General features: G+C 73.3%; 14 protein-coding genes. 8 read left to right on the top strand and 6 right to left on the bottom strand.

Features of this window, described 5'->3' with window-relative positions; genetic code table 11:
• Positions 1–55: 55 nt before the first annotated feature.
• Positions 56–472 (bottom strand): Fur family transcriptional regulator, encoded by a 417-nt coding sequence (locus tag ABZ873_RS26490; RefSeq protein ID WP_360876578.1) that lies wholly within the window; start codon positions 470–472, stop codon positions 56–58.
• A 146-nt stretch (positions 473–618) separates the two neighbouring features.
• Between ABZ873_RS26490 and katG the strand changes: the two genes are divergently transcribed.
• Positions 619–2,853: a catalase/peroxidase HPI gene (gene katG / locus ABZ873_RS26485; RefSeq protein ID WP_360876575.1), complete on the top strand. Its 2,235-nt coding sequence runs from the start codon at positions 619–621 to the stop codon at positions 2,851–2,853.
• 49 nt (positions 2,854–2,902) lie between these two features.
• On the opposite strand, the gene ABZ873_RS26480 is transcribed toward katG, so the two are convergent.
• Positions 2,903–4,243, bottom strand: coding sequence for a phytase (locus ABZ873_RS26480; RefSeq protein ID WP_360876572.1), 1,341 nt, complete (start codon positions 4,241–4,243; stop codon positions 2,903–2,905).
• Between the two features lie 293 nt (positions 4,244–4,536).
• On the opposite strand from ABZ873_RS26480, the gene ABZ873_RS26475 reads away from it, so the two are divergent.
• The 3 genes from ABZ873_RS26475 (at position 4,537) to ABZ873_RS26465 (ending at position 8,053) form a co-directional block, all read left to right on the top strand.
• Complete coding sequence (locus tag ABZ873_RS26475) at positions 4,537–5,922, top strand: MFS transporter (RefSeq protein WP_360876569.1); 1,386 nt, start codon at positions 4,537–4,539, stop codon at positions 5,920–5,922.
• A 68-nt stretch (positions 5,923–5,990) separates the two neighbouring features.
• Positions 5,991–6,689 (top strand): response regulator transcription factor, encoded by a 699-nt coding sequence (locus tag ABZ873_RS26470; RefSeq protein ID WP_360876566.1) that lies wholly within the window; start codon positions 5,991–5,993, stop codon positions 6,687–6,689.
• Complete coding sequence (locus tag ABZ873_RS26465; protein ID WP_360876563.1) at positions 6,686–8,053, top strand: HAMP domain-containing sensor histidine kinase; 1,368 nt, start codon at positions 6,686–6,688, stop codon at positions 8,051–8,053. Before ABZ873_RS26470 ends, ABZ873_RS26465 begins: the two co-directional genes overlap by 4 nt.
• On the opposite strand, the gene ABZ873_RS26460 is transcribed toward ABZ873_RS26465, so the two are convergent.
• Positions 7,992–9,131 (bottom strand): glycosyl hydrolase, encoded by a 1,140-nt coding sequence (locus ABZ873_RS26460; protein ID WP_360876560.1) that lies wholly within the window; start codon positions 9,129–9,131, stop codon positions 7,992–7,994. The two genes, ABZ873_RS26465 and ABZ873_RS26460, sit on opposite strands and share 62 nt — an antisense overlap.
• A 287-nt stretch (positions 9,132–9,418) precedes the next feature.
• On the opposite strand from ABZ873_RS26460, the gene ABZ873_RS26455 reads away from it, so the two are divergent.
• Both ABZ873_RS26455 and ABZ873_RS26450 read left to right on the top strand, forming a co-directional pair.
• On the top strand, positions 9,419–9,802 hold the full coding sequence (locus ABZ873_RS26455) for a hypothetical protein (RefSeq protein WP_360876557.1): 384 nt from the start codon (positions 9,419–9,421) through the stop codon (positions 9,800–9,802).
• Between the two features lie 76 nt (positions 9,803–9,878).
• Positions 9,879–10,058 (top strand): hypothetical protein, encoded by a 180-nt coding sequence (locus ABZ873_RS26450; protein WP_360876554.1) that lies wholly within the window; start codon positions 9,879–9,881, stop codon positions 10,056–10,058.
• A 55-nt stretch (positions 10,059–10,113) separates the two neighbouring features.
• Here ABZ873_RS26450 and ABZ873_RS26445 read toward each other — a convergent pair whose 3' ends face one another.
• Positions 10,114–11,088 (bottom strand): TAXI family TRAP transporter solute-binding subunit, encoded by a 975-nt coding sequence (locus tag ABZ873_RS26445; protein WP_360876551.1) that lies wholly within the window; start codon positions 11,086–11,088, stop codon positions 10,114–10,116.
• A 137-nt stretch (positions 11,089–11,225) separates the two neighbouring features.
• On the opposite strand from ABZ873_RS26445, the gene ABZ873_RS26440 reads away from it, so the two are divergent.
• Both ABZ873_RS26440 and ABZ873_RS26435 read left to right on the top strand, forming a co-directional pair.
• Complete coding sequence (locus ABZ873_RS26440) at positions 11,226–11,933, top strand: tRNA-dependent cyclodipeptide synthase (RefSeq protein ID WP_360876548.1); 708 nt, start codon at positions 11,226–11,228, stop codon at positions 11,931–11,933.
• Entirely contained in the window at positions 11,923–13,113 is a 1,191-nt protein-coding gene (locus tag ABZ873_RS26435) for a cytochrome P450 (protein ID WP_360876545.1), read from the top strand. Before ABZ873_RS26440 ends, ABZ873_RS26435 begins: the two co-directional genes overlap by 11 nt.
• 50 nt (positions 13,114–13,163) lie before the next feature.
• Here the strand turns inward: ABZ873_RS26435 and ABZ873_RS26430 are convergent, their stop codons facing one another.
• Positions 13,164–13,709: a GNAT family N-acetyltransferase gene (locus ABZ873_RS26430; RefSeq protein WP_360876542.1), complete on the bottom strand. Its 546-nt coding sequence runs from the start codon at positions 13,707–13,709 to the stop codon at positions 13,164–13,166.
• Positions 13,710–13,803: 94 nt separating this feature from the next.
• On the bottom strand, positions 13,804–14,574 hold a 771-nt coding region (locus tag ABZ873_RS26425; protein WP_360876539.1), incomplete at its 5' end, for a serine hydrolase domain-containing protein.

The following is a 14,574-nucleotide window of genomic DNA, read 5'->3' as shown; positions in this document are numbered from 1 at the left end:
GCCTACCCGGGCACGGGCGCGTCAATCAGCCCTCACCGGGGTGCCGGGCCGCGGGTCAGGCGCGGGCGCACTCCGGGCACAGCCCGCGGTAGGTGACCTCGACCCCGGAGAGCGTGAAGCCGAAGCGGTCGGTGTCGGGCAGTCCGGCCAGCGGGTCCCCCGTCGGGTGGACGTCGCGGATGAGCCCGCAGCCGGAGCAGACCAGGTGCTGGTGGGGGCGGTGGGCGTTGGGGTCGTAGCGCTTGGCACGGCCGTCGGTGGTGACCTCCACGACCTCGCCGAGGGCGACCAGCTCGCCGAGGGCGTTGTAGACGGTGGCGCGGGAGATCTCGGGCAGCCGTCCGGCCGCGCGGGCGTGCACCTCGTCGGCCGTGAGGTGGACGTGGTCGCCGTCCAGGACCTCGGCGACGACCCTCCGCTGGGAGGTCAGCCGCCAGCCCCGCGCACGCAACCGTTCCAGGAGGTCACTCATATCGGCTCACCTGTTTCCAGCTCGACGGTCTCCGGAGAGTATCGGACAGATCCGGGTTCCGATGGAATACGGATTTGGTGTTCTTCTTGACTTGGATTCGGTCCATCATAGGATCGGATTGATCCGCCTGGTACGGAAGGATTCCCATGTCTGAGAACCACGACGCCATCGTCACGGACCCGGTGCCGGAGAGCGGCGAGGGCCGCTGCCCGGTCGCCCACGGGCGCGCCGCGCACCCGACACAGGGCGGCGGGAACCGCCAATGGTGGCCCGAACGGCTGAACCTCAAGATCCTGGCCAAGAACCCGGCCGTCTCCAACCCCCTGGGCGGGGAATTCGACTACGCCGCGGCCTTCCAGAGCCTGGACCTGCCCGCCGTGAAGCGGGACATCGCCGAGGTGCTGACCACCTCGCAGGACTGGTGGCCCGCCGACTTCGGCCACTACGGGCCCCTCATGGTCCGTATGGCCTGGCACAGCGCCGGCACCTACCGCATCAGCGACGGCCGCGGCGGCGCCGGGGCCGGGCAGCAGCGGTTCGCCCCGCTCAACAGCTGGCCGGACAACGGCAACCTGGACAAGGCCCGCCGCCTGCTGTGGCCGGTGAAGAAGAAGTACGGCCAGAACCTCTCCTGGGCCGACCTGATGATCCTCGCGGGCAATGTCGCGCTGGAGACCATGGGCTTCGAGACCTTCGGCTTCGGCGGCGGACGCGCCGACGTCTGGGAGCCGGACGAGGACGTGTACTGGGGTCCCGAGACCACCTGGCTCGACGACCAGCGCTACACCGGTGACCGCGAGCTGGAGAACCCGCTCGGCGCGGTCCAGATGGGCCTGATCTACGTCAACCCGGAAGGCCCCAACGGCAACCCGGACCCGATCGCCGCGGCCCGCGACATCCGCGAGACCTTCCGCCGCATGGCCATGAACGACGAGGAGACCGTCGCCCTGATCGCGGGCGGCCACACCTTCGGCAAGACCCACGGCGCCGGTCCGGCGGAGAGCGTCGGCGACGACCCCGAGGCCGCCCCGATCGAGGCGCAGGGCCTGGGCTGGGCCAACTCCTTCGGCACCGGCAAGGGCGGTGACGCGATCACCAGTGGTCTGGAGGGCATCTGGACCAACACCCCGATCACCTGGGACAACAGCTTCTTCGAGATCCTGTTCGGCTACGAGTGGGAGCAGTTCAAGAGCCCGGCGGGTGCCCACCAGTGGCGGCCGAAGGACGGCGGCGGCGCGGGCACCGTGCCGGACGCGCACGACCCGGCGAAGACCCACGCGCCGACGATGCTGACCACCGACCTGTCGCTGCGCTTCGACCCGGCCTACGAGCAGATCTCGCGCCGCTTCCTGGCGGACCCGGCGGCCTTCGCGGACGCCTTCGCCCGCGCCTGGTTCAAGCTGACGCACCGCGACATGGGCCCGGTCGTCCGCTACCTCGGCCCCGAGGTGCCGAGCGAGGAGCTGCTGTGGCAGGACCCGCTGCCCGCGGTGACGCACGAGCTGGTCGACGAGGCGGATGTGGCCGCCCTCAAGGCCCAGGTGCTCGCCTCGGAGCTGTCGGTGTCCCAGCTGGTGTCCGCCGCCTGGGCCTCGGCCGCGTCCTTCCGGTCCAGCGACAAGCGCGGCGGCGCCAACGGCGCCCGGGTGCGCCTGCAGCCGCAGAGCGGCTGGGAGGTCAACGAGCCGGACCAACTGGCGACGGTGCTGCGCACGCTCACGGGCATCCAGGAGTCCTTCAACGGGGCGCAGAGCGGCGGCAAGCGCATCTCGCTCGCCGACCTGATCGTGCTGGCCGGCGCCGCCGCCGTGGAGCAGGCGGCGAAGGACGCGGGCTTCGAGGTCCCGGTGCCGTTCACGCCGGGCCGGGTGGACGCCTCGCAGGAGCAGACGGACGTGGAGTCCTTCGCCGCCCTGGAGCCGGCCGCCGACGGGTTCCGCAACTACCTGGGCAAGGGCAGCCGGCTCCCGGCCGAGTACCTGCTGGTGGACCGGGCGAACCTGCTCGGCCTGAGCGCGCCCGAGCTGACCGTCCTGGTCGGGGGCCTGCGCGTCCTGGGCGCCAACCACCAGCAGTCGCGGCACGGGGTCCTCACCACCACCCCCGGTTCGCTGACGAACGACTTCTTCGTCAACCTGCTGGACCTGGGCACGGTCTGGACGGCGGCCTCCGGGGACGCGAACACCTTCGAGGGCCGCGACGCCGCCACCGGCGAGGTCAAGTGGACCGGCACCCGCGCCGACCTGGTCTTCGGCTCCAACTCGGAGCTGCGGGCGCTCGCGGAGGTCTACGCGAGCGACGACGCGCGGCGGAAGTTCGCCGAGGACTTCGTGGCCGCGTGGGACAAGGTGATGAACCTGGACCGCTTCGACCTGGTCTGACGCCCGCGCCCGGTCCGGCCCCCGCGAGGGGCCGGACCGGGCGGCCGGATCAGAGACCGGTGGCGCGCCGGAGGGCGCCCAGGTCGACGAACTTGAAGTTCGTGTCGGTACGGGTCTCCCCGTCGGGCCCGGTGCTCGCGGGGCCGTTGTGCCCGTCCTGGACGACGAGCAGCCCGTGCGGGAACTTCCGGCCCAGCGGCGCGCTGGTGACGGCGGCGCCGTCGGACTCCTCGGAGCCGTCGGCGGATCCGGGCCGCGTTCCGGGCGCGACGCGGAAGCCGCTGACGTAGGCGTTGCCGCGGTCGCGGTCGAAGACGGCGAAGGTGTTGTCGCCCTGGCTGGAGGCGAGGAGGTAACCGCCGTCCCGGGGGTGGCGCGGGTCCCGCCAGATGGTCAGGCCCTCGACGTCGGCCGCCACGTGCCGGCCGCCGAAGCCGGGGTCGGTGCCCGCGTCGCACTCCTCGGTCCGCGGGTTCCAGGTGCCGGGCACGCCGTAACCGCGGACCTTCTCGATCAGCCGGGCCGGGGTGCGCAGATCGGCGTCGAGCTTCCAGATGCCGACGTCCTCCTGGCCCGCGTACAGCTCGCCGGTGTCGGGGTCGACGACCATGCCTTCGACCTGCGGCAGTTCGCCCGGCTCGCCGCACGGGGACCAGGCGGTGCCGTCGGGCAGGGTGAAGGAGGCGGGGAGGGTGAGGGTGCGGACCGTGCGGTAGCCGACCTTCCCCCGGGCCGTGGGCCGCAGTTCGGCCAGCGCGAGTTCGGTGCCGTGGCGGCGGCTGGCCACCGCGTACGAGCGGCCCGTACGGCGGTCGGTCCAGGTGGCGAGGCCGTAGGCGGTCCGCTGGTCGTAGACCTCGTCCTGCCCGGCGGAGAACACCAGCGGGGCGGCGGCCGTGTCGGTGACGTCGACCAGCGGTCCGGCGGCACGGCGGGCGTCGATGCGGTAGACGCGCAGCCGGTCGCTGCCACGGTCGGAGACGACGGCGACGTCGTGGAGGCCGTCGGGGAAGCGCAGGCCGGTGACGAGGTCGACGTTGTTGAACCGTCCCGGCTTGTCGCCCTCCCGGGGCGGCGGCGGGGCCGGCAGGGACTGCACCTGGCGCCCGTCGAGGTCGTAGACGCGCAGCCCGCCCTCCTTGGCGGTGGCGATGACCAGGCTGCGGTCGGGGTCGGCCGGGTTGCGCCAGATCGCCGGGTCGTCGGCGTTGGCGTTGCCGCCGGCCTCGTCGTCGAAGAGGGAGGGCGTCTCGACGGCGGCCGCGACCGGGGGCAGCGGCGGCGGGGTGCCGCGGTCCGCGCGGGCGTGCGCGGGTGCGACGGCCACGCCCAGCACCACGGCGGCCGCCACGGCCACGGCCGGTGTCCGCCTTCGGGGGATCACGCTCATCCTGCCTCCTGCTCACGGGTTCGGGGGGTGGGCCGGCCGTACCGCCCGGTCGTACGGGTGGTCCGCGGCGGGCCGCCCCCACCGTGGGCCACCCGCGGGTGAACCCCATGGAGCCGACATGACGCGGACATGACCGAGCTATGAAATCCCGGTCCGGGCCGCTTCCTTAGCGGAACGTTAGATCTGCGCGGCGGAGCTTGTCCGGCCCCGGCGGCGGCCCCATGCTCTGGGCACTCCCCCGCCTCCGGGGCCGTACTCCTCCCTCCCTTCCGGGACTTCCCGCTGGAGCCGCCATGTCCCCGTCCGCCGCCGTGCCCGACCCGACCGCCGGGGAGGAGCGCCGCAAGCGCCGCCTCGCCCTGCTCGGAGGCTCCCTCGGCAACCTCGTCGAGTGGTACGACTGGTTCGTCTACGCCAGCTTCGCCATCTACTTCGCCGACTCCTTCTTCCCCGGCGACAATCCGACCACGCAGCTGATGAACACCGCCGGGATCTTCGCCGTCGGCTTCCTGATGCGCCCGGTCGGCGGCTGGATCCTCGGCCGCGCCGCCGACCGCCACGGCCGCAAGAGCGCGCTGACCCTCACCGTCACCATGATGTCCGTGGCCGCCCTGCTCATCGCCGTGGCCCCGACCTACGGGCAGGCCGGCTACTTCGGCGCGCTGGTGCTGCTCCTGGCCCGCCTCCTCCAGGGCATGAGCATCGGCGGCGAGTACGCGGCCAGCGCCACCTACCTCACCGAAGCCTCGGCCCGCGACCGCCGCGGGCTCGGCTCCTCCTTCCAGTACGTCTCGATGACCTGCGGCCAGCTCCTGGGCCTGGCCATCCTGATCACCATGCAGCACACGCTCACCACCGCGCAGCTGGAGAGCTGGGGCTGGCGCATCCCCTTCGTGCTCGGGGCGTTCTTCGCGGTGGTCGTCTTCTGGCTGCGGCGCCGGCTCCAGGAGACCGACGCCTTCCAGGAGGAGTCCGCGGGCGATGAGGCCCACGACGACAGCGCGCGCGGCACGCTCAAGGCCCTCTGGCAGTACCGGCGCCAGGCCGTGCTGGTCATGGCGCTCACGCTCGGCGGCACCGTGGCCTACTACACGTACACCACCTACCTGACGAAGTACCTGGTCGGCAGTGCGGGCATGGCCAAGACCACGGCGACCCTGGTCAGCTTCACCGCGCTCACCGTCTTCGCCGTGCTCCAGCCCTTCGCCGGCATGCTGTCCGACCGGATCGGCCGCCGCCCGCTGCTGATCACCTTCGCGGTGGGCTGCACCGTCGGCACCTACCCGATCATGACCGCGCTCGGTTCGGCCTCCTCGTACTGGTCCGCGCTCGGCCTGTCCCTGCTGGCCCTGGTGATCATCACCGGCTACACCTCGATCAACGCGGCGGTCAAGGCGGAGCTGTTCCCGACCCGGGTACGGGCCCTGGGCGTGGCCCTTCCGTACGCCATCGCGAACGCGCTCTTCGGCGGCACCGCCGAGTACGTGGCGCTGTGGTTCAAGGACAGTGGTCACGAGACCATGTTCTTCTGGTACGTCTCCGGCTGCGCGCTGATCTCCCTGGTGACCTACGTCCTGATGCCGGACACCCGCGCCGTGGCGCTCAGCCGCGCGGAGGCCGACGCGGACGCCGCGGCGGGGGCCGGTACGGCCGCGAAGCCCGTCGAGGCGGTGCGCTGAGCGGCGGCGGTAGCCTGGGCCCGCGGCCCGCGCGGGCCGCGGATCCCGGACGGCGAGGGGGGGCTCCCGTGCACGCGCTGCTGGTCGAGGACGACGACCGCATGGCCCAGGCGCTCGGCACCGCCCTCGCCCAGCGCGGGCACACCGTGCGCCGGGTCGCGCGCGCCCTGGACGCGCTGCGGCACACCCGCGAGGCCGAGTTCGTGCTCCTGGACCTCGGGCTGCCGGACCTGGACGGGATCGAGCTGCTGCGCCGGCTGCGGAGGGTGTGCGGGGCGCCGCTGATCGTGGTGACGGCGCGCTGCGAGGAGCGCGACATCGTGCAGGGGCTGCGGGCGGGGGCCGACGACTACGTGGTGAAGCCGTTCCGGATGGCCGAGCTGATGGCCCGTATCGACACGGTCCGGCGCCGCACCGACGCCCGCGCCGGACTGCCCGGTCCCGGCGACCCGTCCGGGGAAGGCGCCGGCATACGGATCGTGCGGCGCGGGGACGCGGAGGTGGACCTCGCGGCCCGGACGGTCACCGTGGGCGGGGCCGAGGTCCGGCTGACCCGGCGGGAGTTCGACGTGCTCGCGCACCTGGCGGCCCGGCCCGACGAGGTGCACTCCCGCGCCGAGATCCTGGACCGGATCTGGGGTGACGCCTTCCTCGCCGCCTCGCGCTCCCTCGACGTGCACGTGGCGGGCATCCGCGCCAAGACCGGCCGCTCCGGGCTGGTACGTACCGTCCGCGGGTTCGGCTACCAGCTCGGCCCGGAGCGGTGAGGCGCCGGCTGCTGGCCGTGCTGACGGTGCTCATGGGGGTGGCCGCGCTGCTGCTCTGCCTGCCGCTGGCCGACGGGTACGCCCGGGGGCGCACCGAGCATCTGCTGCTCCAGCGGCGTTCGGAGGCCGTACGGTTCGCCGACCTCGCGGAGCGGCTGCGCACCGGGGCCGACCGGGCGGAGCTGGCCGCCGAGATCGGCCGGTACGCCGAGCTGTACGGGGCGGGCGTGGCGGTGGTCGACACCGCCGGGGCGAGCCTCGCGCGGGCCGGGGCGGAGCCCGCCGCCGGGGCCACGGAGGCGGGCCGCAGGGCGCTGACCGGCCGGTCCACGGACCGGCTGCCCACGCTGAGCCCCTGGGGGCCGCGGACGGTGGTGCTGGCCGAGCCGGTCGGCCGTGACGAGCGGGTCAGCGGGGCGGTGCTGCTCACGGTGCCGACGGGGGCCGCCCGCCGGGACATCACCGTCCGCTGGGCGTGGATCGGCGCCGGGGCGCTGGCCGCCTTCGCGGCCGCCGCGCTGGTGGCGGCGGGCATCGCGCGCTGGCTGCTGCGGCCGGTGCTCGACCTGGACCGGGCGGTGGAGCGGCTGGCCGCCGGGAGTCTGCGCGCCCGCGCGGGCTCCGGCAGCGGGCCGCCCGAACTACGGCGGCTGCGGCGGCACTTCAACGCGATGGCGGACGCGGTGGCCGACGCGATCGGCCGGCAGCGGGACTTCGTGGCCGACGCCTCCCACCAGTTGCGCAATCCGCTGGCCACGCTGGTACTGCAACTGGAGAACATCGAGCCGCACCTCGCGGACGCCCCCGGCCGCGCCGAGCACGCTCGCGCCCTGGACGAGGCGGAACGCCTGGAGGAACTGCTCGACGGCCTGCTGGCCCTGGCCCGGGTCGAGTCGGGCACGGCCGAACCGGCCGAGCAGGACCTGTCCCGGGGCATCCGCGACCGGGTGGCGGCCTGGGCCCCGGTGTTCGCCGCGGCGGGCGTGGACCTGGCCGCCCCCACCGTCCCGGACGGCCTGTGGGCCCGCGCCCTGCCGGACGCGGCGGGCCGTGTCCTGGACGCCGTACTGGACAACGCCACGAAGTTCGTCCCGCCCGGAGGCCGCGTCGAGGTACACGCCGGCTCCGCCCCGGACGGCACGGTGACACTCCGCGTAACGGACAACGGCCCGGGCGTCCCGGACAGCGAACTCGCCCTCCTCCTCCGCCGCTTCGGCCGCTCCCCCGCCCACCAGAACATCCCCGGCAGCGGCCTGGGCCTGGCCATCGCGGAAGAAATAGCCCGCACCAGCGGCGGCACCCTCACCACAGGCACCGCCACCCCCCACGGCCTCTGGGTGCAACTACGCCTGCCCCCACCGTGACCGCACCGCCTGCCAGCCCACACACCATCTGCTCACTGGCCCGCTGGTTCGCCGAGGGGGCGCCCGCGCGGGGTGTCCGGGGTGGGGGTTTCAAGAGGGTTTGGAAGACTTGGGAGGCGCGGGGGTTTTCGGTGCACTGCCAGACGCCGTGGGGGCAGTAGTCGGTGATGCTGTGGTACAGCGGCCTGTGCTGGGCGATCCAGGTCAGCATGCGCCGCATGTACTCGGGGTTGTCGCCGTTGCGGAACAGGCCCCACTCCGGGTAGGAGATCCGCTTGCGGTGCGCCTTCGCGAAGTCGACCTGCTGCTGGAGCCCGTACGGCTGGCTGATCTGCTCGTCGAAGGTGTGACCCGGGGGCTGGTCGTAGGAGTCCATGCCCACGATGTCGACCACGTCGTCCCCCGGGTAGCAGGCCGTCCAGGCGATCGCGTCGCTGCCTCGGTTCGGCGCGAAGTCGAAGCGGAGGCGCTGTCCGCGCACCGTGCGCATGGCGGCCACGATCCGGCGCCAGTACCGCTTCCAGTTCTCGGGGTCGGGCCGGCAGCGGTGGCTGTACTGGAAGCCGTTCATCTCCCAGCCGAGCACGACCACCGTGTCGGGGACCCCGAGGGCGACCAGCCGTTCGGCCAGCCGCCGGAAGTGGTGGTCGTAGGTGCCCCGCGCGCCCGTGCGGATCAGCTCGGCGACCTGCGCGTCCGGCAGACCGGCCTCGTTGCGCGCGAACATCGGCACGTTCAGCACGAACAGCCGGTCCGCCCGCGCCTTGCGCCACTGCGCCCAGGTGCGCAGGGAGTCGGGCGCGCCCTCGATGTTCGCCCAGGTGTCGCCGGGCAGATAGGTGTGCCCGGCGCGCAGCTCCGTACCGCCGAGCCAGCGCGAGAGGGCCGCCATCCGCTCGACGCCGGGCGAGCCGTAGTGCAGGTACGCGCCCACCGCGATCGGCGCCCCGGCCGCTCCCCCGGGCCCCCCGGCCCCCGCCCGGGGCGGCGGCGCGGCGAGCAGGCTCGCGGCGACGAGCAGACCGGCGGCGAGCGCGCACACCCGGACGCCCGTCGGGGGACGGCTCCGCTGGGCCATGACGCCTCCACTCGTTGCGCGGGGACCCGAAGGGTCTGGCAGCGACGTTAGGCACGCCGCCCGGATCCTGGTCGGCCGGGTGCCGCGATGCTGGGCCATTCGCAGCAGGCGCGCGGCCCCGGTTGACCCGGCCAGGTGACGCCCCGGGGCATGCCGGGGCGACCCCCAGGCCCGCGCCGTGCGAACTCGACTGCGTGTTCAGCCCGTCGGGGGGGTAAGCGCGCAGCACACCGGTGACGGGCACCCCGCCTGCACACGGGCGGAGCACACGAGGGAAGGGACCCCCGATGACGATGATGAAGCCGCACCGCACCCCGGCCGCCCCCACCGCGGCGGAGCTTCGCCGCCACGTGGAGACCGCGCGCAAGGGCCTCGGCCGTACGGTCGGCAAGCTGGCCTCCAAGGCGGGCGATGTCGCCGCGAAGGCGCAGAGCAACGCCCCCGACAAGGACCGCCTGGCACGGCTCACGAACCGCATGCTGGACCGGGCCGCGCACCCGGGGCGCCCCGCCTGGCGCCGGAACCTGGTTCCGCTGCGCACGGGCGCGGGCCGGGTGGCGCGGACCGCGAAGACCCACCGGACGGCGGTGATCACGGCCGCCAGTGTGCTGACGGCAGCCGTCCTGGCCCGGCGCAGCCGGCGGGTGTCGGTCCGCGTCACCCGGCGTTGAGCCCTCCCAGAACCGTCCAGCAATAGGCAGAAACGTGCAGAACCGTAAGAACGTTCCGTCGCTCGGAGGTGTGGCGATGCGCACGAAGAAGGTACTGGACTCCTTCCCGGCCGGTGACCCGATGGGAAGCCGTCCGGCGGAGGAGTACGCGGCCCGGTGCCGCGAGCGGGGCGAGGCGGCGACCGTCGTGATGGACCTGGCGACCGATTCCTTCCTGGTCGTCTCCCCCGACGCCGAGCCGGCCCCGGCGTCCTAGCGCGGCCGGGGGCGCCCACCGGCCCCCCCGGCGCCGCAGGTCGCCCGCACCGGGTCTAGCCGTACACCGAGCGGTAGTACGCGACGGCCCCCGGGTGCAGCGGGACCCCGCCTGTGGAGATCGCGAAGCGCGGCTCCAGGCGGGCTCCGGCGGTGACCTCGCGGAGCAGGTCCCGCCACCGGCCGAAGACCACCCGCAGCAGGTCCCGTACCACCGGCCCGCCGAGGTCCGTACGGGCCAGCAGGTAGTTCCCCACCCCGATCGTGCCCACCGGTTCCGCCGGGCCGTAGACCCCGCCCGGCAGGGTGACCGCGGTGTACACCGGCGCGTGCCGCTCCCGCAGGGCGTCCACATAGCCGTCGAGCGGCAGCAGCCGTACGGGCGTCACGCGGGCCAGCTCCGACAGGGCGGGCGTGGGCACCCCGCCGGACCAGAAGAGCGCGTCCACCGCCCCCTCCCGCAGGGCCGCCACCGATTCGCCCAGCCCGAGCGGCCGCTCCCGTACGGGGGCCGCTCCGGTGGTGAGCCCGGCGGCCCGCAGCACCCGCTGGGCCACCACCCGTACGCCCGAACCCTCCGCGCCCGCCGCCACCGGACGGCCCGCCAGGTCCCCCATCGAGCGGACCGGCCCGTCGGCCAGGACCACCAGGTGCGTGTAGTTGACGTAGACCCGGGCCAGCGCGCTCACGCCCGCGGGCCGGGAGAACGGCTCGCGGCCCCGCACCGCGTCCTCGGCCGTATCGGCCATGGCGAGCGCGAGGTCCACCGCGCCCCGGTCGAGCTCGCGCAGATTGTCCACGCTGGCCGCGGTGCCGACGGGCACGATCTCCACCGGAAGCCCGCTCGCGGCGACGGCCGCGGCCAGCGCCTTGCCGAAGGCGTTGTACGGCCCGCCCTCGGGCCCGGTGGCCAGCCGCAGCCGCGACACCGGCCCGGCCTCCCCCGAGCACCCCGCGAGCAGCCCGAGCCCGGCGCCGAGCAGGGCGCGCCGCGGGAGCCGGGCCCGCCGGCCGACGGATGCCCTGGTCAACTGACTTGTCCGGCAGATGAGTTACTACCCAGAAGACATGGAACGTCGCTCACAGTTGATGTACCTTCCATTCCGTCGCCGCCACACCCGGGGCACAGGGCCCCACGGGACTTGCGGCGCAAAGGACCCGACCCCTGTTGACGACAGCGACCGAAGTCTTCACAGTCCGGCCGTACACCCCGCACTGCCAGGTGATCACCAGCGAAGGTGATCACGCCGTCATCGGCATCTCGCCCGGGAACAGCTACTTCTCCGCCCAGCGGGTCATCGACCTCGCCCACTGGGGTCTGCGCCAGTTCCAGCAGGTCGACCTCATCTACACCGACCTGCACGTCGCGGAGATGTACGAGGCCCTCGGCTACGGCGAGGACGAGGCGCGGCGCAAGGCGGTGAAGAACCTGCGCGGTGTCCGCGCCAAGGTCAACAACGCCGCCGCCGAGGCCGATCCCACCGGGATCCGGCTCCGGGCCCGCCCGATGTCCTCCCTCACCGACATCCCGGCCTACCGCACGCTCCACAGCCATCTGCACCATCTGCTCGACATCGACCCGGAGTTCCGCGAGACCTGCAACGCGCTGGTCGACGCCTTCCTCTCCTCCAAGGTACTGAACGGCAGGGCGGCCACGACCCGGCAGCGCGAGGTCTGCCTGGAATACGTGTGCGCCGAGGCCCCGCTGTTCCTGGACACGCCCGCCATCCTCGGCGTGCCGTCCTCCCTCAACTGCTACCACCAGCTCCTGCCGATGGCGGAACTGCTCTACTCCCGCGGCTCCGGGCTGCGCGCCTCGCGCAATCAGGGCCACGCGATCATCACCCCCGCCGAAGGAGCCCCCGATGAGCACTGACACCCCTGCCCTGCTCGACTTCCCCTTCTCCGCGCGCGGTGACCGGCTGCCCCCGGAGATCGAGGAGCTGCGCGCCGAACCGGTCCGGCGGGTCCGGACCATCGCGGGTGACGAAGCCTGGCTGGTGTCCTCGTACGCGCTGTGCAAGCAGGTCCTCGAAGACCCGCGGTTCAGCCTCAAGGACACCTCCGCCCCCGGTGTGCCGCGGCAGTACGCGCTGACGATCCCGCCCGAGGTCGTCAACAACATGGGCAACATCACCGGTGCCGGGCTGCGCAGGGCCGTGCTCAAGGCGATCAACCCGAAGACGGACAACCTCACGGGCTGGATGCGCGAGGAGGCCGAGATCCTGGTCGACGGGCTGCTGCGGCACGGTGCGCCGGTGGACCTGCGCGCCGGGTTCACCAACCCGTACGCCGAAAACCTGCACTGCCGCATCCTCGGCATACCGCAGGCGGACGCGCAGCGGCTGGCGTCGAGCCTGGACATCGCGTTCATGAACTCGGCGTGCCCCGTCACGGGCGCGAGGCTCAACTGGGACCGCGACATGGCCTACATGGTGGAGCGGCTGGACGACCCCGCCACCAGCGGCCTGATGGCGGAGCTGGCCGCGCTGCGCGAGGACCCGCAGTACGCCCATCTGACGGACGAGATGCTGGCCACGGTCGGGGTCACCCTGTTCGGGGCCGGGGTCATCTCCACGATGGGCTTCCTCACGATGGCGATCGTCTCCCTCCTCCAGAACCCGGACGTGTGGGGGCAGTTGCGCGAGGCACCGGAGAAGATCCCGGGCGCCGTGGACGAACTCCTGCGCGTCAACCTGTCGATCGCGGACGGCCTGCCCCGGCTGGCCCTGGAGGACGTCACCCTGGGCGGGGTCGAGGTGCGGAAGGGCGAGCTGATGCTCGTCCTGGTGGAGGCGGCCAACACCGACCCGGCCGTGTACGCGGACCCGCACCGCGTGGACATCGACCGCGCCGACGCCGGTACGCATCTGTCCTTCGGCGGCGGTCCGCACTACTGCCCGGCCACCGCCCTCGGCAAGCGGCACACGGAGATCGCCCTCGCGGTGCTCCTGGAGAAGATGCCGAACCTGCAACTCGCGGTGCCGATGGACCAGTTGGTGTGGCGGACCCGCTTCATGAAGCGCCTGCCGGAACGCCTGCCGGTGCTCTGGTAGCCACCCGCGCCGGACCGGCGGCACCCCCGGCCGGGGGGTGCCGCCGGTGTTCAGCGGCGCCGGCCGGTGGGGCCGAGGTCGATCCAGTAGCGGCGCTTCGGGCCGATGAGGGTCTCGCGGACGTCCTCCAGGACGCCGCCGCAGCGCTCGATGGTACGGGCCGAGGGCTCGTTGTCCGGGTCGCAGGTCAGCAGGACCCGGTCCAGGCCCAGGAGCCGTGCCTCGTGCAGGACCTCGGTCAGGGCCCAGGTGGCCAGTCCCCGGCGGCGGGCCGAGGGGCGGATGCCGTAGCCGATGTGCCCGCCGGCGTCGAGGAGGAAGCCGTTGAGGTAGTGCCGCAGGTCGATGGCGCCGAGATAGGTGTCGCCTTCCGCGATCCACCAGTACGTGGCGTGCACGCGGCCGTGCTCGACCGGGCGGGAGCGGTCCGCGTAGCCGCGCAGCCTCTCCGTCCAGGCGGCGAAGCCCTCGGGGGTGTCCACGTCGTCGTCCGCGCCGAGTCCCGCGCCGTCCAGGTGGGCGTCGGGGCCGTACTCCCGCTGCGCGGCGACCCAGGATCGGTGCAGGTCAGGGGTGGGGCTGATGAGCTCGGGCATACCTCGGACCCTACCTCGGACCCTGGCCGTCGCATCATCCGACCGGGTCCGAGGGCTGCCCACCGCCCCCCGCCGCCCCTGCCGGCCGCCTCCGTCAGCCGCTCTGCGGCTTGTGCCCCGGGTACACGTGGTCCGGGGTGACGATGCCCGTGACCGCCTCGCCGAAGAGGGTGCTCGGCTCCTGGCCGCCGGTGTCGACGTCGGTGTTGAGGAGGATGACCATCGTGGTCCGGGTCTCGGGCAGGTACACGGTCAGGGACTCGTAGCCGGGGATGGAGCCGTTGTGGCCGATCCACCCCTGCACATCGAAGATGCCCAGCCCGTAGCCGTCACCGGGGATGCTCATCGGCGTGGTCTTCAGCCGCTCGGCCTGCGTGGCGGGCGTCAGCAGCGTGCCCTGCGCCAGGATCGGCGCCCAGCGGCGCAGGTCCTGCACGTCGGAGGTCATGGCTCCGGCAGCCCAGGCCCAGGAGGGGTTCCAGTCGGTCGAGTCCACGATCTTGCCCGAGGGCGTCTGGTTCGTATAGCCCTGCGCGTGCGGGTCGGGCATCTCCGCGCCGGTCGGGAAGGCCGTACGGCGCAGCCCGGCGGGCTCCAGGACCTCCCGCCGCACCACCTCGTGCAGCGGCCGGCCGGTGACCTTCTCGATGACCAGGCCGAGGAGGATCAGATTGGTGTTGGAGTACTCGAACTGCGCGCCCGGGGCGAAGTTCACCGGGTGCTTGAAGGAGTAGTCGAGCAACTGCCGCGGCGTGAACGGGCGTCGGGGCGCGGCCTCGAAGTCCTTGTCGAAGTCCGGGTCCTCGCTGTAGTTGTAGAGCCCGCTGCGCATGCCGGCGAGCTGGCGCAGGGTGATGCGGTCGCC

This window comes from Streptomyces sp. NPDC047014, assembly GCF_040644195.1.
GTDB lineage: Bacteria > Actinomycetota > Actinomycetes > Streptomycetales > Streptomycetaceae > Streptomyces.
This window is presented reverse-complemented; position numbering and strand designations above follow the sequence as displayed.

Bases quoted from the DNA above. Each gene is read 5' to 3' on its own strand.
- ABZ873_RS26435 (WP_360876545.1), top strand. From the start codon at position 11,923: ATGAGCACTGACACCCCTGCCCTGCTCGACTTCCCCTTCTCCGCGCGC.
- ABZ873_RS26455 (WP_360876557.1), top strand. From the start codon at position 9,419: ATGACGATGATGAAGCCGCACCGCACCCCGGCCGCCCCCACCGCGGCG.
- katG (WP_360876575.1), top strand. From the start codon at position 619: ATGTCTGAGAACCACGACGCCATCGTCACGGACCCGGTGCCGGAGAGC.
- ABZ873_RS26460 (WP_360876560.1), bottom strand. From the start codon at position 9,131: ATGGCCCAGCGGAGCCGTCCCCCGACGGGCGTCCGGGTGTGCGCGCTC.
- ABZ873_RS26450 (WP_360876554.1), top strand. From the start codon at position 9,879: ATGCGCACGAAGAAGGTACTGGACTCCTTCCCGGCCGGTGACCCGATG.
- ABZ873_RS26490 (WP_360876578.1), bottom strand. From the start codon at position 472: ATGAGTGACCTCCTGGAACGGTTGCGTGCGCGGGGCTGGCGGCTGACC.
- ABZ873_RS26475 (WP_360876569.1), top strand. From the start codon at position 4,537: ATGTCCCCGTCCGCCGCCGTGCCCGACCCGACCGCCGGGGAGGAGCGC.
- ABZ873_RS26480 (WP_360876572.1), bottom strand. From the start codon at position 4,243: ATGAGCGTGATCCCCCGAAGGCGGACACCGGCCGTGGCCGTGGCGGCC.
- ABZ873_RS26430 (WP_360876542.1), bottom strand. From the start codon at position 13,709: ATGCCCGAGCTCATCAGCCCCACCCCTGACCTGCACCGATCCTGGGTC.